The sequence below is a fragment of the Streptomyces tibetensis genome (genome assembly GCF_040647715.1).
GTDB lineage: Bacteria > Actinomycetota > Actinomycetes > Streptomycetales > Streptomycetaceae > Streptomyces > Streptomyces tibetensis_A.
The window spans coordinates 36,006-56,856 of record NZ_JBEZCR010000004.1; the positions used below are offsets into that span (position 1 = coordinate 36,006).

Below are 20,851 nucleotides of genomic sequence, written 5' to 3' on the forward strand. Positions count from 1 at the left end.
GCGCACGATCAGGAGGCTGCCCATGTCCGCGTCCCTTGCCCGACCGCGTGTGGGGGTGTGGCTGATCGGAGCCCGGGGCTCCGTGGCCACCACCGTCGTCACGGGGTGCGCCGCCGTCGCCGCCGGACTGCACCCGCCCACCGGCATGGTCACCGAGACACCCGCGTTCACCGACAGCGGCCTGCCCGCGCTGTCCGACCTCGTCTTCGGCGGCCACGACACCCTCGACTGCCCCCTGCCCAAACGGGCCGAGTCCCTGACCGCCGGCGGTGTCCTCCCACCCGGAGTGGCCACCGCCGTCGCCGCCGAACTCGCCGCCGCCGACCGGGAGATCAGGCCCGGCGGCCCCACCTCGGGGGACACCAGGAGCGAGACCGAACTGATCAAGGTCTTCGCCGACGACCTGCGGGACTTCCTGCACCGCCACGCGCTGGAGCGGGCCGTGGTCGTGAACGTCGCCTCCACCGAACCCGTCTCCCAGGGGCCCTACGCCCCGCTGCCGGCCAGCACCCTCTACGCGCTGGCCGCTCTGCGCGCGGGCTGCCCCTACGTCAACTTCACCCCCTCCGGTGGCATGCACCACCCGGTGGCCGCCCGCGAGGCCGAGCACAGCGGCCTGCCCCACGCCGGCCGGGACGGCAAGACCGGACAGACCCTGCTGCGGGCCGTCCTCGGCCCGATGTTCGCCCAGCGGGCGCTGACGGTCCGGGCCTGGTCGGGTACGAACCTGCTGGGCGGCGGCGACGGTGCCGCCCTCGCCGACCCGGCCGCCGCCGCGGCGAAGAACGCCGGCAAGGAACGCGTCCTCGCCGACACCCTCGGCACCGTCCCCGAGGGCGAGGTCCACATCGACGACGTGCCCGCCCTCGGCGACTGGAAGACTGCCTGGGACCACATCGCCTTCGACGGCTTCCTCGGCACCCGCATGATCCTCCAGACCATCTGGCAGGGCTGCGACTCGGCCCTGGCCGCACCCCTGGTGCTTGACCTGGCCCGCCTGACCGCCCGCGCCCACGAGGCGGGGGTGTCCGGCCCGCTCGGCGCTCTCGGTTTCTACTTCAAGGACCCGGTGGGGGACGGGCCGTCGGGCCTGTCCGAGCAGTACGAGGAACTGCTCCGGTTCGGACGGGGCCTCGGACAGCCCGGCGCAGAGGGCCACGGCCCACGCCCGGTGAGGGACACCGAGGAGACAGGAGAAGCCCTGTGACGCTGCGCGAGCACCCTGACGGCCACCCCGACGGGGCTCCCGCAGCCTCCCCGGGAGACACCGCCGCCGCGACGGCCCCCCGCCCACGCCCCGGCGTCTCCGCCCGACACCGCGTCCGTGCCTGGGCCGAACTCCTGCGTCTGCCCGCCCTGTTCACCGTCCCCGGGGACGCCCTGGCCGGTGCGGCCGCGACCGGCGCACGTCCCACCTCCCGCACCCTGCTCGCCACCGCCTCCTCCCTCTGCCTGTACGAGGCAGGCATGGCCCTCAACGACTGGGCCGACCGCGCCGTCGACGCCGTCGAACGTCCGCACCGCCCCCTGCCCTCCGGCCGCATCCGCCCCGCCGCCGCCCTCACCGCGGCCGGAGCCCTCACCGGAGCCGGACTGGCCCTGGCGGCCCGCGCCGGCCGACCCGCCCTCGCTGTCGCCGCGCCCCTGGCCGCGACCGTCTGGGCGTACGACCTCGGCCTGAAACGCACGCCCGCCGGACCCCTGGCCATGGGCACGGCCCGGAGCCTGGACCTGCTGCTGGGAGCCGCGGCCACCACAGGCCGGGCCCGGGACGCCCTGCCCTCAGCGGCTCTCCTCGGCACCCACACCCTGGCCGTCACCACCGTCTCCCGCCAGGAAGCACAGGGCGGCTCGCCCCTGCCTCTGCTCGCGGCCCTCGCCACGACCGCGCTGCTCACCCGACTGGTCACACGCCGCCCCGGCACCCCGGCCGACGGCCGTCGGCCGGCAGCCGCCCACGCCCGGACGGGCCTCCTCCCAGTGGCCGGGAGCCCCGGCTTCGATACCGCGGCTCTGCTCACCACCGCCCTCGGCGCCGCCTACGCCACGACGACCGCCGGCCCCTATGTCCACGCCACTCTGAACCCCTCGTCTCCGCTCACTCAACGCGCCGTCGGCGCCGGCATCCGCGCCACCATCCCCCTCCAGGCCACCCTCACCGCCCGCTCCAGGGACACCGCCACCGCCCTCCTCATCACAGCCCTCGCCCCCCTCGGAGCGCGGTTCGCGAAGAAGGTGAGCGTCACATGAGCGCCGAATCCGGGGCCTCCGAATTCCGGGCAGCCTGCGAAAGGCGTGCCGAAGCGTCAGGTACCCCCGGTATCCGGGCTTCGGCCGACCCGCCCGACACGATCGCCCGGGCCGCCGCCTCGCCACACACCACCGGCGCCTCTCCCGGTGTCCTCCCTCCCCTCCGCTTCGGCTACGGCACCAACGGTCTCGCCGACCTCCGCCTCGACGACGCCCTCGCCCTCCTCTCCGACCTCGGCTACGACGGCGTCGGACTGACCCTCGACCACATGCACCTCGACCCGCTCGCCCCAGACCTCGCCGCCCGCACCCGCCGAATCGCGCACCGGCTGGACGAACTCGGGCTGGGCGTCACCATCGAGACGGGCGCCCGCTATGTGCTCGACCCGCGCCGCAAACACGGCCCGTCCCTGCTGGAGCCGGACCCTGACGACCGGGCCCGCCGCGCCGACCTCCTCCTGCGGGCCGTCCGGGTCGCCGCCGACCTCGGCGCGCACGCCGTCCACTGCTTCAGCGGCATCGTCCCGGACGGCACCGACACGGACACCGCGTGGAAACGCCTCACCGAGACCCTCACCCCCGTCCTGGACGCCGCCGCATCCACGGGCATCCCGCTCGCAGTCGAACCCGAGCCCGGCCACCTCCTGGCCACCCTGGCCGACTTCCGCCACCTCCGCAGCGCCCTCGGCGACCCCGAACCCCTCGGCCTCACCCTGGACATCGGCCACTGCCAGTGCCTCGAACCCCTTTCTCCAGCCGAGTGCGTGCGGGCCGCCGCCCCCTGGCTACGACACGTCCAGATCGAGGACATGCGGCGCGGCGTCCACGAGCACCTTCCCTTCGGGGAAGGGGAGATCGACTTCCCCCCGGTCCTGGCGGCCCTCGCCGCCACCGGCTACCAGGGGTTGACCGTCGTCGAACTGCCCCGCCACTCCCACGCCGGCCCGCACTTCGCCGCGCAGTCCCTCCCTTTCCTCCGCCACGCCGAGCGGACCGCGGCCACCCTGCCGCCTGCCACCGCTCCGGCCCAGCCGCAGGCCGCGCCACCCCACGGCGCTCCCTCCACCACCCATGAGGGGAGCAGCACCAGATGACCCGACCCCGAGCCACACCAACGGCGAGAACCGAGAACACCGAGAGCAGCCAGGACACCCGGAACCTCAAGGATCCCGACCGGGCGGCCCAGCGCCCGGGAGACGCCCGCACCCGCGCCCACCGATCCACCCGGGACACCGCCGCCCCCACCCCCTCGCTCACCGACCTCCGCCACCACCTCACCACCCACCTCGATCCGCCCGCCCGCGCCTGGCTCGACCACGCCCTCGACGAGGCCGCCGCACACCCCGGCCTCCACGGCCCCATCTCCGTGTGGGAACTGCGCCTCGCCGAAGCCGGCCGGCGCTGCGGCCCCGCGTACGCCGACGCCGCACGCGTCCTCATCCTGGACGCGGCCCGCGCCGGCGCCGACGCCCTGACCCGCGTGTACTTCCAGGGCACCGCCGACGAACGCCGAGCCGTGCTGCACGCCCTGCCCCACCTCCTGTCCGGTCCGGGCGCCCTCCCCCTGGTCGAGGACGCCCTGCGCACCAACGACACCCGGCTCCTGAGCGCCGCGGTCGGCCCCTATGCCGCCCGGCACCTGACCGTCCATGCCTGGCGCCACGCCGTGCTGAAGTGCCTGTTCACCGGTGTCCCGGTCGACGACGTGGCGGACCTGCCCCGGCGCGCCGCCGGCGACGGCGAACTCGCCCGCATGCTGGGCGACTACGCCGCCGAACGCACCGCCGCCGGCCGCACCGTCCCCGAGGACCTGTACCGCGTGCTGGACCTGACCGAGTCCGTCACCCCGGCCCCCGGCACGGACCACCCCCACGGCAAGGAGTCCTGATGCGCATCTTCGACCCCCACATCCACATGACGTCCCGGACCACCGACGACTACGAGGCCATGTACACCGCCGGCGTCCGCGCCCTCGTCGAGCCGGCCTTCTGGCTCGGCCAGCCGCGCACCTCGCCCGCCTCCTTCCGTGACTACTTCGACTCCCTCCTCGGCTGGGAGCCCTTCCGAGCCGCCCAGTACGGCATCGCCCACCACTGCACGATCGCGCTCAACCCCAAAGAGGCGAACGATCCGCGCTGCCTTCCCGTCCTCGACGAGCTGCCCCGGTATCTCGTCAAGGACAACGTCGTGGCGGTCGGGGAGATCGGCTACGACTCCATGACCCCCGCCGAGGACACCGCCCTCGCCGCGCAGCTCCAGCTCGCCGCCGACCACGGCCTGCCCGCCCTCGTGCACACCCCGCACCGGGACAAACTCGCCGGGCTGCGCCGCACCCTCGACGTCGTCCGGGAGTCCGCACTGGCCCCGGACCGAGTGCTGGTCGACCACCTCAACGAGACCACCGTCAAGGAGGCCAGGGACAGCGGCTGCTGGCTGGGCTTCTCCGTCTATCCGGACACCAAGATGGACGAGGAGCGCATGGTCGAGATCCTGCGCACCTGGGGAACCGGGCAGATCCTGGTGAACTCCGCCGCCGACTGGGGGAAGAGCGACCCCCTCAAGACGCGCAAGGTCGGCGACCTCATGCTGGCGGAGGGCTTCGACGAGGACGCCGTCGACCAGGTGCTGTGGCGCAACCCCGTCGCCTTCTACGGGCTCAGCGGCCGGCTGAACCTCGACGTCGCCGGCACGAAGGCCACCCACGAGGGCAACTCCGTCCTGCGCGGCGCCCCGAAGGACCCGCACGAGCCGGACACCGGCCCAGGGACGTCTGCCCCCGTCCCCGCCGCGGAGGCGTGAACCATGCGCTTCCGCCACCCCGACGGCTCCACCGTCCACCTCGCCTACTGCACCAACGTCCACCCCGCCGAAACCCTCGACGGCGTCCTCGCCCAGCTCCGCGACCACTGCGAGCCCGTCCGCCGACGCCTCGGACGCGACCGGCTGGGCATCGGGCTGTGGCTCGCCAAGGACGCCGCCCACGCACTCGTCACCGACCCGTCCGCCCTGCGCGGCCTGCGCACCGAGCTCGACCGGCGCGGCCTCGAGGTCGTCACCCTCAACGGCTTCCCCTATGAGGGCTTCGGCGCCGAAGAGGTCAAGTACCGCGTCTACAAGCCGGACTGGGCCGAGCAGGAGCGCCTCGACCACACCACCGCCCTGGCCCGTGTCCTCGCCGGTCTCCTCCCGGACGACGTCACCGACGGAACCATCTCCACGCTGCCCCTCGCCTGGCGCACCGCGTACGACGACACACGCGCGCAGACCGCCCGCACCGCACTGCGCACACTCGCCGAACGACTCGACGCCCTCGAGGAACTGACCGGCCGCTCCATCCGCGTCGGTCTGGAACCGGAACCCGGATGCGTCGTCGAGACCACCCGCGACGCCATCGCACAGCTCACCCCGATCGGCCACCACCGCATCGGCATCTGCGTCGACACCTGCCATCTCGCCACCTCCTTCGAAGATCCGCACACCGCCCTGGACGCACTCGCCGCGGCCCGCGTCCCCGTCGTCAAATCCCAGCTCTCCGCCGCCCTGCACGCCGAGCACCCCCATCTCCCCGAGGTGCGCGAAGCACTGGCCGCTTTCGCCGAACCCCGCTTCCTGCACCAGACGCGCACGGCGACCGCCGCCGGCCTGCGCGCCACGGACGACCTCGACGAGGCCCTCGCCGGACACGCCCTGCCGGACGCCTCACCCTGGCGCGCCCACTTCCACGTCCCCCTGCACGCGGCCCCCACCGCGCCCCTCGCCTCCACCCTCCCGGTCCTGAAATCCGCGCTGACCCGCCTGGTCGGCGGCCCGGCCCCGCTCACCCGCCACCTGGAGGTCGAGACCTACACCTGGCAGGCCCTCCCACCCGAACTGCGCCCCAAGGGCCGCACTCAGCTCGGCGACGGCATCGCCGCCGAACTCACCCTCGCCCGCGACCTGCTGACGGACCTCGGCCTGAAGGAGCTGCCATGAGCACCGGCCCCCATCAGCACCCCGGCCCGGCCGCCACGGACACACCCAGCCCGTCTCCGAAGGCCATCGACACACCCGGCCCGTCTCCGAAGGCCACGGACACACCCGCCCCGCTTCCGGCGGCCACCCTCCCGGGCCGCCCCACCCCGCTCCTCGTCCTCGACGTCGTCGGCCTCACCCCCCGTCTCCTCGACCACATGCCCCACCTCAAGGCACTCGGCCAGTCAGGCTCCCGCGCCCCTCTGGGTACCGTCCTGCCCGCCGTCACCTGCGCCGCCCAGTCCACGTTCCTCACCGGCGCCATGCCCTCGGAACACGGCATCGTCGGCAACGGCTGGTACTTCCGCGAACTCGGTGACGTCCTGCTGTGGCGCCAGCACAACGGGCTCGTGGCCGGCGACAAACTCTGGGACGCCGCCCGCCGCGCGCACCCCGGCTACACCGTCGCGAACATCTGCTGGTGGTACGCCATGGGCGCCGACACCGACATCACCGTCACCCCCCGTCCCGTCTACTACGCCGACGGCCGCAAGGAACCCGACTGCTACACCCGCCCGGCCGCACTGCACGACGAACTCACCGACACATTCGGCACCTTTCCCCTGTTCCACTTCTGGGGCCCCGGAGCCGACCTCGTCTCCAGCCGGTGGATCATCGACGTCACCCGCCACATCATCACGACCCGGCACCCCGACCTGACGCTCTGCTACCTCCCTCACCTCGACTACGACCTGCAGCGCTTCGGCCCCGACGACCCGCGCTCCCTGAAGGCGGCCGCCGACCTCGACACCGCCCTGGCCCCGCTGCTGGACGACGCCCACGCAGAAGGCCGTACCGTCGTCGCTCTGTCCGAGTACGGCATCACCCGCGTGAACCGGCACGTCGACATCAACCGCGCCCTGCGCCGCGCCGGGCTGCTGGAAGTGCACACGCAGGACGGCATGGAGTACCTCGACCCGATGGCGTCCCGTGCCTTCGCGGTGGCCGACCACCAGATCGCCCATGTCTACGTGCGCCGCCCCGAGGACCTCGACGCCACCCGTGCGGCCCTCGACGGCCTGCCCGGCATCGCCCAACTCCTGGACGACGAGGGCAAGAAGGCCCATCACCTCGACCATCCGCGCGCCGGGGAACTCGTCGCCGTGGCGGAAGCCGACGCCTGGTTCACGTACTACTACTGGCTCGACGACGACCGCGCGCCCGACTTCGCGCAACTGGTCGAGATCCACCGCAAACCCGGCTACGACCCGGTCGAACTCTTCATGGATCCCCTCGACCCCTACGTCAAGGTCAAGGCGGCCACCGCAGTGGTGCGCAAGAAGCTCGGCATGCGCTACCGCATGGCGGTCGTGCCCCTGGACCCCTCACCTATTCGCGGCAGCCACGGCCGCCTTCCGCAGAGCGACGACGACGGTCCGCTCCTCATCTGCTCCACCCCCCGTGCTGTCGGCGACCGCGTCGCGGCCACCGATGTGAAGTCACTGCTGCTCCGACTCGCCGGTCTCGCCTGAGGCCACAGCCCTCAGCACCGACCGCTCACAAGTGAAGCACTCACCACTGACAACGCCCCGCGATCACGAGGAGTTCCCCGCATGAGCCGCTTCTCCCAGCCCGACCCCGAACTCGGCCACCGCCTCAGCAGACGAGGCATGCTCGGCGTGGCCGCCGGTGCCACCGCGGCCGCCCTGCTCGGTGCCGCGGCCCCGGCGACCGCCGCCACCGGCAACGCGACCGCCGCCGACGCCACGCCCGCCACCGCCTCCGGCACCAAGGGCCGCGGCCGGCCCGTTCTGCCGCCCGGCCGCCTGGGCATACAGCTCTACAGCCTGCGCGACAAGGTCTCCACGCTGGGCTTCGGCCCGGTCTTCGCCGAACTGGAGCGGTACGGCTACGACGAGGTCGAGTTCGCCGGATACACCCAGGGATCCGCCGGCCCCATCACCCTCGCCCAGCTCAAGCGGCTCGCCCGCGACCACGGCCTGAACCCGATAGGCAGCCACGTCGGCTACTACTCCGACGACCCCGACGCCTACACCTTCGCCCAGAACCTCACCAAGGTCCTCGACGACGCCCAGGCCCTCGGCCTCAAGCACATCGGCACGGCCTCCGGCCCGTTCCGCTACGGCTCGACCGTCGACGCCTGGAAGCGCGCCGCCGAGGACTTCAACACCTACGGGGCGGCGGCCAGGGCCCGGGGCATGAAGTTCTACCAGCACAACCACTCCGAGGAGTTCTCCTTCGCCACCGACAACCCCAAGGTCCGCCTCTACGACATCCTGGTCAGGGAGACCGACCCGGACCTCGTCCACCTGGAGATGGACATCTACTGGGCCTACGTCGGCCAGTTCCGCTTCTCCAAGCGGCCCGACGGCACGCCCGCCCCGTTCGAGCCGCTGGACTACGTGCTGCGGCAGCCCGACCGCTACCCGCTCTTCCACGTGAAGGACGGCGAGAGCGACCCGTCGAACCCGTACGGCTACCGCATGACCGACGTCGGCGACGGGGACATCGACTACCGGCGGTTCATCTCCGCCGTGACCCGGCTGCGCGGCCACCGCATGGCCCACCACTGGCAGGCCGAGCACGACAACCCGGCCGAGTCCTTCACCTTCGCCCGCCGCTCCAGCGCGCACCTGCACTCCCTCAGGGAGAAGTGCTGACCGCTGTGCGGGCATGAGGGAGGCCCCTCCCCGAACGGGGAGGGGCCTCCCTCATGGGTGCCGCGGCGTCAGCCCGCGGTCCGTGCTCGAGCCGGTGCGTGACCCGGCTGGCGCAGCAGCAGGGCCACCAGAGCGGCCAGCATCGACACGCCCCCGGCGAGCGCGTACGCGCCGTCGTAGCCCCAGGCCGCGACCACCATCGAGCCCAGTCCGCCGCCGAACAGTCCGCTGATCAGCTTGCCGCTGTAGACCAGCCCGTAGTTGGTGGCGTTGTAGTTCTCCCCGAAATAGTCCGGGGTCAGTGCCGCGAACAGTGGGTAGAACGCGCCGCCGCCGAAGCCGGACAGGAAAGCGAAGAACAGGAACAGCCACTCGCTCTTCAGGTCGCCCGCCCAGATCACGCCGAACTGGGCCAGGCCCAGCACGACGATGACGAACACCAGGGTGGACTTGCGGCCCCACCGGTCGGACAGCCAGCCCACCACACCGCGACCGATGCCGTTGACCACCGCCATCACGCCCATCGACGACGCCGCCACCAGCGGGCCGAAACCCACCTCCTTGGCGAAGTCGACCTGGAACGAGATCCCGAAGATCGACACGCCGGCGGTCATCACCACCGAGAGCCACATCAGCGGCAGCATGCCCGTGCGGATGGCCTCCTTCGGGGTGTACTGCCGTACCGCGGGCGGGTTCTTGGCCAGGCTCGCCGCGTTCTTGCGGTCCCCCGAGAAGGACAGCGGATCGATCTCCGCGGGCCACCAGTTCTTCGGCGGGTCCTTGAAGAAGAACGCGCAGACCACGACCACGATCATGACGTAGGCGCCGATGAGGTCCAGGACACGGTGGTAGTTCGCCGTGTCGAAGCCGTAGTTGAAGATGAAGATGAACGGCAGCGACCCGTACGCGAACCCTCCGTTGACGAATCCCGTGCGGGCGCCGCGCCGCTCCGGGAACCACTTGCCGACCATGTTGATGCAGGTGGCGTAGACGAGCCCGGCGCCGATGCCGCCGACCACGCCGAAGCCGAGGATCGCCGGCAGCACGTCGTCCAGGTGCGACAGGGCCAGGAACCCCAGCAGGCACAGGCCCGACCCGATGTACATGGCCGAGCGGGCCGACAGATGGCCCTTCTCCCGCAGCCAGCCCGCCGGGAAGGCGATGCCGGCCTGGAAGAACACCCACACGCTGAGGATCCAGAAGGTGTTGCTCTGCGTCCAGCCGTGCGCGTGGGACAGGGTGTCCTCCGCGGAGCCGTACGCGTACTCGAAGACGCTGATGGCCATCATGGCGATCCACGGCAGATACACCATGATCTTGCGGGAGTGGCCGAGGATGTCCCGGTCGGTCTCGCCGACGCGGTAGACACGGCCGCGGGAGTCGGTCAGCTCGCGGTAGGGACGGTGTGCGGCGTCGGAGGGTAAGGGAGCGGTATGTGCTTCGTACGGATCTGCCGTCATGTCAGGCTGTGTCCTCGCCGAGCGGTTGCGGGTTGGGGGAGATGCGGCGCGTTTCCTTGTCGCGTCCCGGCGGTGTCAGGAACAGCGCCACGCAGCCGGCGAAGAGGGAGATGGAGCCGGCCAGGATGAAGGCACCGGAGTGCCCCCAGGCGCCGACGACCACGGCACCCATGCCGGCGCCCAGGCCGGAGACGAGCTTGGCGCTGTAGACCATGCCGTAGTTGGAGGCGTTGTTGTTCTCACCGAAGTAGTCGGCGGTGAGCGCCGCGAACATCGGGAAGATGGCACCGCCGCCGAAGCCGGAGATCGCGGAGAAGATCAGGAACAGGGTCAGGTTCTTGCTCTCGGCCGACCAGAGGATGCCGTACTGGGCGAGGCCCAGGATGAGGCACACCACGAGCAGGCACCGCTTGCGGCCGTAGAGGTCCGAGAGCCAGCCGATGACACCGCGGCCGGTGCCGTTGACGACGGCCTTCAAGGACATGGCCGTTGCCACGATCCCGCCGGCGAATCCGGCCTCCTCGCCGATGTCCACCTGGAAGGCGATCCCGAAGATGTTCACACCGGACGTGCACGCCAGGCAGAACCACATCAGGGCGACCCGGCCGGTCTTCCACGCCTCCTTGGGAGAGTACTGGCGCACCGCCGGCGGGTTCATCCGCAGCGAGCGGGCCGCGCGCGGGTCGTCCGGCGGGTTCAGCGGGTCGATCGTGGAGGGCCACCAGTTCTTCGGCGGGTCCTTGAAGAAGTACCCGGAGCACGCGACCATCCCGGCCAGGAACACACCCACCGAGACCAGCACCCAGCGGAAGTTGGTCAGGTCCATGTAGCCGTTGAAGAGGAAGACGAACGGCACCGAGCCGTAGGCGAAACCGCCGTTGACGAAGCCGGTCTTGCCGCCCTTGCGCTCCGGGTACCACTTGCCGACCATGTTGACGCAGGTGGCGTACACCATGCCGGCGCCCATGCCGCTGAACATGCTGAAGCCGATGTAGGCGAAGACGACGTGCGGCGCGAAGGCGAGGGACAGGTAGCCCATCAGGGTGCCCGTCGCGCCGAGCATCATGGCCCAGCGGGCCGGCAGTTTCCCGCTCTCACGCAGTTTGCCCGCGGGGAAGGCCACCGCGGCCTGGAAGAAGACCCAGACGGTCATCATCCAGAAGATGTGCATGCTGTTCCAGCTGTGCGCCGTGTGCAGGGTGTCCTCGGCGGACGCGAACGCGTACTCGGCGGAGGAGATGCCCATCATGCCGATCCAGGGCAGGATCACCATCCACTTGCGCTTGCGGCCCATGATGTCGATGTCGGTCTCACCGAGGCGGTAGACGCGACCGTTCGCGTCGGTGACCTCCCGGTAGGGAACCGTTGTGGGCAGATCGGTCGTTGTCATGTCGTGTCGCACCCCTTGCGTCGAAAGATCTGGCCAGCGCCCCCTGTCCCATGCCTTTCGTGCGCGTGCGGGTCCCGGGGCCGGCCGACGCGCACCGTCGGCCGGCCTCCCGCTCACTCACCTCATGTACCGCCCCCCAGCCGTCCCGCCTCCCGCGCCCAGCGGTACTTCGCGCCGAGCACGGCCACCGGCTTCTCGGTCGTGTACGGATACGCCACGACCCCGCGCTCGAAGAGGTACTGGCAGGCCTCCTCGACCTCCACGTCACCGGCGAGCGACGCCACCACGGGCTTCTCGATCCCGCGCTCCCGGAACTCGGCCACCACGCGCGCGGTGAGCTCCGCGAACACCATGGGAGGAGTGACGATGGTGTGCCAGTAGCCGAGGACCAGCGCGTGGATGCGCGGATCCTCCAGACCCAGCCGGATCGTCGCCTCGTACGTGGACGGCGGCTCGCCCCCGGTGATGTCCACCGGGTTGCCCGCGGCCCCGAAGGGCGGGATGAACTTCCGGAACGCCTCGTCCAGGTCCGGCGGGATCTCCATCAGCGACAGTCCGTTGTCCGTCACCGCGTCGGAGAGCAGCACACCGCTGCCGCCGGCACCCGTGATGATCACGACGTTGTCGCCCTTGGGTGCGGGAAGCACCGGCAACGCGCGCGCGTACTCCAGCATGTCGTTCAGCCCCGGCGCGCGGATCACCCCGGCCTGCCGCAGGATGTCGTCGTACACGGCGTCGTCGCCGGCGAGGGCGCCCGTGTGCGAACCGGCCGCCTTGGCGCCCGCGGCGGTCCGCCCGGCCTTCAGCACGACCACCGGCTTCTTCGGCACGGTCGCCCGCGCGGCCTCCACGAAGGCCCGGCCGTCCTTGAGGTCCTCCAGGTGCATGGCGATGCAGTCGGTGTGCGGGTCCTCGCCGAACCAGGTCAGCAGGTCGTCCTCGTCCAGGTCCGACTTGTTGCCGAGTCCGACGATCGCCGACACGCCCGTCTTGGTGGTCCGCGCGAAGCCCAGGATGGCCATCCCGATGCCGCCCGACTGCGAGGTCAGCGCCACCCCGCCCTTGACGTCGTAGGGCGTGCAGAACGTGGCGCACAGGTCCTGCCAGGTCGAGTAGTAGCCGTAGATGTTGGGCCCCAGCAGCCGTACGCCGTGCCGCTCGGCGATCTCCACGATCTCCGCCTGGAGTTGGTGCTCGCCGGTCTCCGCGAACCCGGACGGGATCAGCACGGCGTTCGGGATCTTCTTGCGTCCCACTTCCTCCAGGGCCGAGGCCACGAACTTGGCGGGGATCGCGAAGACCGCCACATCCACCTCACCGGGAACGTCCGTGACACTCTTGTACGCCTTGCGGCCCAGAATGTCATCGGCCTTGGGGTTCACCGGGTGGATCTCGCCCGCGAAGCCCCCGTCCACGAGGTTGCGCATCACCGAATTGCCGATCTTGCCCTGCTCGTTGGAAGCGCCGATCACGGCGACCGAGCGGGGCTGCATCAGCCGGCGCATCGAGGTGAGGATCTCGTCGCGCGAGTACGTCCGGCGCGGTGCGGGCTGCGACTCGGCCAGGATCACCCGGATGTCGGCCGCGACGGCCCCCTCCGGCGTCGCGATCACCGGGTTGAGGTCCACCTCGGCGATCTCGGGGAAGTCCGCGACGAGTTGGGAGACCCGGCGGATCTGCTCGGCGACGGCCCACCGGTCCACGCCCGCCTGGCCGCGCACCCCGCGCAGGATCTCGGCCGACCGGATCGAGTCCAGCATGGACAGCGCCTCGTCGGCGTTCACCGGCGCGAGCCGGAACGTGACGTCCTTGAGCACCTCGACGAGCACCCCGCCGAGCCCGAAGGCGACCACCTTCCCGAACGTCGGGTCCGTGACCGCGCCGACGATGACCTCCTGCCCCTTCGGCAGCAGCTCCTGCACCTGTACGCCCGAGATACGGGCATCGGCGTCGTAGGCGCGCGCGTTGTCGATGATCGTGTGGAACGCGGCCCGTACGTCGGCCGCGCCCTCGACCCCGACGATCACCCCGCCGGCGTCGGTCTTGTGCAGGATGTCCGGTGAGACGATCTTCATCACGACGGGCCCGCCGAAGCGCGCCGCGAACGCCACCGCCTCGTCGACGTCCGTCGCCAGTTCCTCGCCCGGTACGGCGATCCCGTACGCGTCGGCGATCACCTTGCCCTCGGGCGCGGTCAGCGCGGTCCGTCCCTCGGCCCGTACGGACTCCAGGAGGGACCGCACCCGCAGGACCCGGTCTTCCGCCATCACGTCAGATCACTCCGTTCGACTTGAGCAGGCGCACTTCCTCGTCGCCGAGGCCGAGTTCGCCGATGTAGACCTCTTCGTTGTGCTCGCCGAGCAGGGGTGAACTGGTCACGTCGACGGGGGAGTCGGACAGCTTGAGCGGGCTGCCGACGGTCACGAAGTCGCCGCGCTCGGGATGGGGCACCGTGACGACCATCTCGTTGGCGACCAGCGAACGGTCCTCGATGATCTCCCGGGTGGACAGGATCGGCCCGCACGGGATGTTGTGCGCGTTGAGCCGCTCCAGCACCTCCCACTTGGGCAGCGTCGAGGACCACTCCTCGATCAGCTGGAACATCTTGCCGAGCTTGGGCAGCCGCGCCTCGGGCGTCGCCCACTCGGGGTCGTCGGCCAGCTCGGGCCGGCCGATGAGCTCGCTGATGGGCTGCCAGCCGACGGGCTGCACGATGACGTACACGTAGTCGTTCGGGCCGCCCGGCGCGCACTTGACCGCCCAGCCGGGCTGTCCGCCGCCGGACGCGTTCCCGGACCTGGGAACCTCGTCGCCGAAGTCCTCGTTGGGATATTCAGCGAGCGGCCCGTGTGCCAGACGCTGCTGATCCCGCAGCTTCACCCGGCACAGGTTGAGTACGGCGTGCTGCATGGCCACGTTGACCCGCTGCCCGCGCCCGGTGCGCTCCCGTTGGTAGAGCGCGGCGAGGATGCCCGCCACGGCGTGCACACCCGTCCCCGAGTCCCCGATCTGGGCCCCCGTCGCCAGCGGCGGTCCGTCCTCGAAGCCGGTGGTCGACATCGACCCGCCCATGGCCTGCGCGACGACCTCGTACGCCTTGAAGTTGGTGTACGGGCCCTCGCCGAACCCCTTGATGGAGGCATAGACGATCCGTGGATTGATCTCCTGGATGCGGTCCCAGGTGAAGCCCATCCGGTCCACCGCGCCCGGGCCGAAGTTCTCGACCATGACGTCGGAGCGCCGGATCAGCTCGGTGAGGATCTCCTTGCCGCGTTCGGTCTTGGTGTTGAGGGTGATGCTCCGCTTGTTGCAGTTGAGCATCGTGAAGTAGAGGGAGTCGACGTCCGGCAGGTCACGCAGCTGCTTGCGCGTGATGTCGCCGGTCGGCGCCTCCAGCTTGACGACGTCCGCGCCGAGCCAGGCGAGCAGCTGCGTCGCCGACGGCCCGGACTGGACGTGGGTCATGTCCAGGACGCGGATGCCTTCGAGGGCCTTGGTGGAGGTAGCAGTCATCGCGGGCACCTCACTTGTACATGGTCTGGTTCATGGTTCCGGGGGCGTACGCGTCGGGGTCGACCCAGACGTTGATGAGCGACGGCTTGCCGGACTCGCGGGCGCGCTGCAGGGCCGGGCCGATGTCGGCGGGGTCGCGGACCTCCTCGCCGTAGCCGCCCAGCATCTGGGCGAACTTGTCGTAGTGGACGTCGCCGAGGGTGTTGCCGACCCGGTCGCGGTCCTTGCCGTACTTGGCGGCCTGGCCGTAGCGGATCTGGTTCATGGAGGAGTTGTTGCCGACGATGCCGACGAAGGGGAGGTCGTAGCGGACGAGGGTCTCGAAGTCCCAGCCGGTCAGGGAGAACGCGCCGTCGCCGAAGAGCGCGACGACCTCCTTGTCGGGCCGTGCCTGCTTGGCCGCGAGCACGAAGGGGACACCGACGCCGAGCGTGCCGAGAGGACCCGGGTCCATCCAGTGCCCGGGCGACTTGGGCTGCACGACCTGGCCGGAGAAGGTGACGATGTCGCCGCCGTCGCCGATGTAGATGGAGTCCTCGGTGAGGAAGTCGTTGATCTCGCTGACCAGGCGGTAGGGGTGGATGGGGGAGGCGTCGGACCTCAGGTTCGGCAGCCGCTTCTCCAGCGCGGTCTGCTCGGCCGCCCGCAGCTCGTCCAGCCACTCCTTGCGCTTGGACGCACCGCCGTTGATGCGCCCGGAGGCAGCCTCGGTCACCGACTTCAGCACCAGCCCGGCGTCTCCCACGATGCCGAGGTCGATGTCGCGGTTCTTGCCGACCGTGCGGTAGTCGAGGTCGATCTGCACGACGGTCGCGTCCGGGGACAGGCGCTTGCCGTAGCCCATGCGGAAGTCGAAGGGCGTGCCGACGATGACGATGACGTCGGCATTGGAGAAGGCGTACCGGCGCGAGAGCTGGAAGTGGTGCGGGTCGCCCGGCGGGAGGGTGCCGCGTCCCGCGCCGTTCATGTAGGCGGGGATGTTGAGGGTCCTGACGAGCTCGATGGCCGCCTCGGTGCCCCGGGTCGTCCAGACCTGGCTGCCGAGCAGGACGGCCGGCTTCTCGGCGTGCACCAGCAGGTCGGCGAGCTTCTCGATGGCCTCGGGGTCGCCGGCCGAGCGGGTCGAGGCGCGGTAGGCGCCTTCCTGCGGCACGCGTGCCTTGGCGGCCGGGACCTTGGCGTCCAGCACGTCGCGCGGAATCTCCAGGAAGGAGGGCCCGGGCGCGCCGTGGAAGCACTCGCGGAACGCCATGGACACCATGTCCGCGGCGCGGGCCGTGTCCGGCACGGTCGCCGAGAACTTGGTGATGGGGTTCATCATGTCGACGTGCGGCAGGTCCTGCAGGGACCCCATCTTGTGCTGTGTGAGAGCCCCCTGACCGCCGATCAGCAGCATCGGGGACTCCGCGCGGAAGGCGTTGGCGACACCGGTGACGGCGTCGGTCGTGCCCGGGCCCGCGGTGACCACCGCACAGCCGGGCTTGCCGGTGATGCGGGCGTAACCGTCGGCGGCGTGGGCGGCGACCTGCTCGTGGCGTACGTCGACGACCTCGATGCCCTCGTCGACGCAGCCGTCGTAGATGTCGATGATGTGGCCGCCGCACAGCGTGTAGATGCGGTCGACCCCCTCGGCCTTCAGCGCCTTGGCTACGAGATGACCACCGGAAATCAAGTCCTGGGTGTCGTCGGGCATGGCGAAGTCCTGTCCCTTCGTAGGGGGTTGGAGCGGCTCGCAGTACATTGCATACAGTCGACGAATACTGTATGAAGCTTGTTATCCCGCATCCGGTGGGTGGTGTCCAGGGGGCGTGCGGCATTTTCAGTCAGGAGCCGAAATGGACCTGTACGAACACCAGGCAAGAGAACTCTTCGAAGAACACGGCATCTTGGTGCCGCGGGCCGAGGTGACCGACTCGCCCGAGGAAGCACGCGGGATCGCACGCCGGCTCGGCGGCCGGGTCGTGGTGAAAGCCCAGGTGAAGACGGGTGGGCGTGGCAAGGCCGGTGGTGTGAGGATCGCCGCCGACCCGGCCGCCGCCGAGCTGACCGCACGCCAGATCCTCGGCATGGAGATCAAGGGACACAGGGTCGGCAAGGTCATGCTGGCCCAGCCGGTCGACATCGAGAACGAGTTCTACGTGTCCTACGTACTCGACCGCGCGGCGGGCCGCTTCCTCGCGATCGCGTCCGCGGAAGGCGGCATGGAGATCGAGGAGGTCGCCGCGACCCGTCCCGAGGCCGTGGCCCGTGTCCCCATCGACCCCGCCGAGGGAGTCACCACCGCGAAGGCGGGCGAGATCGCCGAGGCGGCCGGGCTGCCGCAGCAGGCCGTGGACGTCCTCGTACGGCTGTGGGAAGTCCTGGTCCGCGAGGACGCCCTCCTCGTCGAGGTCAACCCGCTCGTCCGCACGAAGGAGGGCCGGATCCTGGCCCTTGACGGCAAGGTCACCCTTGACGACAACGCGCGCTACCGGCAGGCGCGCTGGGGCGCGGACGTCGCGGAGCACGACGACGCGCTGGAGGCGGCCGCCGCAGCCAAGGGCCTCAACTACGTCAAGCTGGACGGCGAGGTCGGCATCATCGGCAACGGCGCCGGCCTCGTCATGTCGACCCTGGACGTGGTCGCGGGATGCGGCGCGCGACCGGCCAACTTCCTCGACATCGGCGGCGGAGCGAGCGCCCAGGTCATGGCGGACGGCTTGTCGGTCATCCTCTCCGACCCGGCCGTGAAATCCGTCTTCGTCAACGTCTTCGGCGGGATCACCTCCTGCGACGCGGTCGCCGACGGCATCGTGCAGGCCCTGGAATCCGTGCGGTTGACCAAGCCGCTGGTCGTCCGCCTGGACGGCAACAACGCGGCCCGGGGCCGGGCCATCCTCGACGAGCACGCGCCTCCGCTCGTCCAGCAGGTCACCACCATGGACGGCGCCGCCGCCCGTGCCGCCGAACTCGCCACCACGGCCTGAGGAGAGGGAACGCCATGGCCATCTACCTCACCAAGGAGAGCAGGGTCCTCGTCCAGGGCATGACCGGCGGCGAGGGCATGAAGCACACCCGGCGCATGCTCGCGGCCGGCACGAACGTCGTCGGCGGCGTCAACCCGCGCAAGGCCGGCCGCACCGTCGACTTCGACGACCGTGCCGTGCCCGTCTTCGGCTCCGTCGCCGACGGCATCCGCGTCACCGGAGCCGACGTCTGCGTCGTCTTCGTCCCGCCCGCCTTCGCCAAGGCGGCCGTCGTCGAGGCCGCCGACGCCGGCATCGGCCTCGCCGTCGTCATCACCGAGGGCATCCCCGTCCACGACTCCGTCGCCTTCACCGCGTACGCCCAGGACAAGGGCACCCGCATCGTCGGCCCCAACTGCCCCGGTCTCATCACGCCCGGCCAGTCCAACGCGGGCATCATCCCGTCCGACATCACCAAGCCGGGCCGCATCGGCCTGGTCTCCAAGTCGGGCACGCTGACCTACCAGCTCATGTACGAGCTGCGCGACATCGGCTTCTCCACCTGCGTCGGCATCGGCGGCGACCCCGTCGTCGGCACCACGCACATCGACTGCCTCGCCGCCTTCCAGGACGACCCCGACACCGAACTGATCGTCCTCATCGGCGAGATCGGCGGCGACGCGGAGGAACGGGCGGCGGCCTACATCCGCGAGCACGTCAGCAAGCCCGTCGTCGGCTACATCGCCGGATTCACCGCGCCCGAGGGCAAGACCATGGGGCACGCGGGCGCGATCGTGTCCGGCTCCTCCGGAACGGCCGCCGCGAAGAAGGAGGCCCTGGAGACGGTCGGAGTGAGCGTGGGCAGCACACCGACCGAGACGGCGAAACTGGTGCTCGAGCGCCTGGCAGCGTGCTAGCGGCAGTTCCGGACTGATTCCCGCCCCCGACTGTGCACCGAGAGCGGAGCAACCCCATGGCACCCACCCTCACCCTCAAGTCCGGCACCTCCTGGCCCGACGCGTGGCGGCGCTGCCTCGCCGTCGCTCCGGAGGCCTTCCGTGACGACCGGGTCCTCAACCTCTGGAACGGCGCCTGGCAGGAGGACGGACGGGTCCTGCCCGCCGTCAGCCCGGTCGACGGCAGCCCTGTCGCAGGCCCGCCCCGTCTGGACGGGACCACCGCCCACCGAGCCGTGTGCGCCGCACTCGACCAGCACCGCGCCTGGCGGCACCTCCCCCTGGAGGAGCGCCGGGCCCGGGTCGCGGCCACCCTCGACGCCCTCACCGAACACCGCACGCTGCTCGCCCTCCTGCTCGTCTGGGAGATCGGCAAGCCCTGGCGCCTCGCTCAGGCGGACGTCGACCGGGCCATCGACGGCGTCCGCTGGTATGTCGACGGCGTCGAACCGATGCTCGCCGGCCGCTCCCCGCTGGACGGCCCGGTATCCAACATCGCCAGCTGGAACTACCCGATGAGCGTGCTCGTTCACGCATTGCTGGTCCAATCACTCGCAGGCAACGCGGTCATCGCCAAGACCCCGACCGACGGTGGTGTCGCCTGCCTGACCCTGGCCTGTGCCCTCGCCGCCCGCGAGGGAGTACCCGTGACCCTCGTCAGCGGCAGCGGAGGCGAGCTGTCCCAGGCACTGGTGCGGGCGCCCGAGATCGGCTGCGTCTCCTTCGTCGGCGGCCGCGACACCGGCGCAGCAGTGGCCACAGCCGTCGCCGACCTCGGCAAACCACACGTACTCGAACAGGAAGGACTCAACACCTGGGGCCTTTGGAACTACTCGGACTGGGACACCTTCACCGCGGTGATCCCGACGCTCTTCGACTACGGCAAGCAGCGCTGCACGGCGTACCCGCGCTTCGTCGTCCAGCGGCACCTGTTCGACGCCTTCCTGGCGGCGTACCTCCCGGCGGTGCGCACGCTCAGGGTCGGGCATCCGCTCGCCGTGGCGCAGCCTGACGATCCGTACCCGGAGCTGGACTTCGGGCCGGTGATCAACGCGGCCAAGGCGAAGGAACTGCAGGACCAGGTCGCCGAGGCGATCGACCGGGGCGCCGTACCGCTGCACCGCGCCACGCCCGACGACGCCCGCTTCCTGCCCGGCCAGGACACCTCCGCCTACGTCCAGCCGGTCACGCTCCTCAACCCGCCCTCGTCCTCCCCGCTGCACCACGCGGAGCCGTTCGGCCCGGTCGACACGATCGTCCTGGTCGATACGGAGGCGGAGCTGCTGGCCGCGATGAACGCCTCCAACGGCGCGCTGGTCGCCACGCTGTCCACGGACGACCGGGCCACGTACGAGCGGCTCGCCCCGCACATCCGTGCGTTCAAGGTCGGCCACGGCACGCCCCGCTCCCGGGGCGACCGCGACGAGCTGTTCGGCGGGCTCGGTGCGTCCTGGCGCGGCGCGTTCGTCGGCGGCGACCTGCTCGTGCGGGCGGTGACGCGAGGACCGCAGGGGGAGCGGCTGCCGGGCAACTTCCCGGAGTACCAGCTGCTGCCCTGACGCAGGGGGGCGCGTCCGACGCCGGTCCCCGCGGGGTTCGCGATGAGGGGGCCGGCGTCGGACGCAGTAGCGGTCCGACGGCCGGAAGGGGGGCCGGCACGTGGTTGCGGTGCGACGTGGCGCCGCCCGGCGCTCCGAAACGTCGT

Annotated in this window: 16 protein-coding genes; 11 read left to right on the forward strand and 5 right to left on the reverse strand. The window is 71.0% G+C overall.

Annotated elements, in window-relative coordinates; genetic code table 11:
- The first annotated feature begins 22 nt into the window (after positions 1 to 22).
- The 8 genes from AB0B29_RS11835 to AB0B29_RS11870 all read left to right on the forward strand — a co-directional run bounded on the left by AB0B29_RS11835 (position 23) and on the right by AB0B29_RS11870 (position 8,882).
- The gene (locus AB0B29_RS11835; protein ID WP_362237358.1) at positions 23 to 1,207 is read left to right on the forward strand and encodes an inositol-3-phosphate synthase; all 1,185 of its coding nucleotides are present in this window, start codon (positions 23 to 25) and stop codon (positions 1,205 to 1,207) included.
- The gene (locus AB0B29_RS11840; protein WP_436845833.1) at positions 1,204 to 2,250 is read left to right on the forward strand and encodes an SCO3242 family prenyltransferase; all 1,047 of its coding nucleotides are present in this window, start codon (positions 1,204 to 1,206) and stop codon (positions 2,248 to 2,250) included. The genes AB0B29_RS11835 and AB0B29_RS11840 overlap by 4 nt, the downstream gene beginning before the upstream one ends.
- A complete protein-coding gene (locus AB0B29_RS11845; protein ID WP_362237360.1) occupies positions 2,247 to 3,344 on the forward strand; it encodes a sugar phosphate isomerase/epimerase family protein in 1,098 nt (365 codons plus the stop codon). Before AB0B29_RS11840 ends, AB0B29_RS11845 begins: the two co-directional genes overlap by 4 nt.
- Positions 3,341 to 4,138, forward strand: coding sequence for an EboA domain-containing protein (locus tag AB0B29_RS11850; RefSeq protein ID WP_362237363.1), 798 nt, complete (start codon positions 3,341 to 3,343; stop codon positions 4,136 to 4,138). The genes AB0B29_RS11845 and AB0B29_RS11850 overlap by 4 nt, the downstream gene beginning before the upstream one ends.
- Entirely contained in the window at positions 4,138 to 5,049 is a 912-nt protein-coding gene (locus AB0B29_RS11855) for a TatD family hydrolase (protein WP_362237365.1), read from the forward strand. Before AB0B29_RS11850 ends, AB0B29_RS11855 begins: the two co-directional genes overlap by 1 nt.
- A gap of 3 nt (positions 5,050 to 5,052) precedes the next feature.
- Complete coding sequence (eboE, locus tag AB0B29_RS11860) at positions 5,053 to 6,222, forward strand: metabolite traffic protein EboE (protein WP_362237368.1); 1,170 nt, start codon at positions 5,053 to 5,055, stop codon at positions 6,220 to 6,222.
- Positions 6,219 to 7,733 (forward strand): alkaline phosphatase family protein, encoded by a 1,515-nt coding sequence (locus tag AB0B29_RS11865; protein ID WP_362237370.1) that lies wholly within the window; start codon positions 6,219 to 6,221, stop codon positions 7,731 to 7,733. The genes eboE and AB0B29_RS11865 overlap by 4 nt, the downstream gene beginning before the upstream one ends.
- 81 nt (positions 7,734 to 7,814) lie before the next feature.
- Positions 7,815 to 8,882 carry a sugar phosphate isomerase/epimerase family protein gene (locus tag AB0B29_RS11870; RefSeq protein ID WP_362237373.1) on the forward strand — a complete coding sequence of 356 codons (1,068 nt, stop codon included), beginning with the start codon at positions 7,815 to 7,817 and terminating at the stop codon, positions 8,880 to 8,882.
- Between the two features lie 68 nt (positions 8,883 to 8,950).
- Here AB0B29_RS11870 and AB0B29_RS11875 read toward each other — a convergent pair whose 3' ends face one another.
- From AB0B29_RS11875 to AB0B29_RS11895, 5 genes are all read right to left on the reverse strand, one after another.
- Positions 8,951 to 10,342 carry an OFA family MFS transporter gene (locus AB0B29_RS11875; protein WP_362237375.1) on the reverse strand — a complete coding sequence of 464 codons (1,392 nt, stop codon included), beginning with the start codon at positions 10,340 to 10,342 and terminating at the stop codon, positions 8,951 to 8,953.
- A gap of 1 nt (position 10,343) precedes the next feature.
- Positions 10,344 to 11,732 (reverse strand): OFA family MFS transporter, encoded by a 1,389-nt coding sequence (locus tag AB0B29_RS11880; RefSeq protein ID WP_362237377.1) that lies wholly within the window; start codon positions 11,730 to 11,732, stop codon positions 10,344 to 10,346.
- A 122-nt stretch (positions 11,733 to 11,854) separates the two neighbouring features.
- On the reverse strand, positions 11,855 to 13,999 hold the full coding sequence (locus AB0B29_RS11885; protein WP_362237380.1) for an acetate--CoA ligase family protein: 2,145 nt from the start codon (positions 13,997 to 13,999) through the stop codon (positions 11,855 to 11,857).
- A 4-nt stretch (positions 14,000 to 14,003) separates the two neighbouring features.
- Positions 14,004 to 15,245, reverse strand: a complete 1,242-nt coding sequence (gene frc / locus AB0B29_RS11890; RefSeq protein WP_362237383.1) for a formyl-CoA transferase — start codon at positions 15,243 to 15,245, stop codon at positions 14,004 to 14,006.
- A 10-nt stretch (positions 15,246 to 15,255) separates the two neighbouring features.
- Positions 15,256 to 16,938, reverse strand: a complete 1,683-nt coding sequence (locus AB0B29_RS11895) for a thiamine pyrophosphate-binding protein (protein WP_362237385.1) — start codon at positions 16,936 to 16,938, stop codon at positions 15,256 to 15,258.
- 142 nt (positions 16,939 to 17,080) lie between these two features.
- On the opposite strand from AB0B29_RS11895, the gene sucC reads away from it, so the two are divergent.
- The 3 genes from sucC to AB0B29_RS11910 are packed head-to-tail and all read left to right on the forward strand — an operon-like array spanning position 17,081 to position 20,705.
- Positions 17,081 to 18,211, forward strand: coding sequence for an ADP-forming succinate--CoA ligase subunit beta (gene sucC, locus AB0B29_RS11900; protein ID WP_362237388.1), 1,131 nt, complete (start codon positions 17,081 to 17,083; stop codon positions 18,209 to 18,211).
- Between the two features lie 14 nt (positions 18,212 to 18,225).
- A complete protein-coding gene (gene sucD, locus AB0B29_RS11905) occupies positions 18,226 to 19,107 on the forward strand; it encodes a succinate--CoA ligase subunit alpha (RefSeq protein ID WP_362237391.1) in 882 nt (293 codons plus the stop codon).
- Positions 19,108 to 19,163: 56 nt separating this feature from the next.
- Positions 19,164 to 20,705, forward strand: a complete 1,542-nt coding sequence (locus tag AB0B29_RS11910) for an aldehyde dehydrogenase family protein (RefSeq protein WP_362237394.1) — start codon at positions 19,164 to 19,166, stop codon at positions 20,703 to 20,705.
- The last annotated feature ends 146 nt before the right edge of the window (positions 20,706 to 20,851 follow it).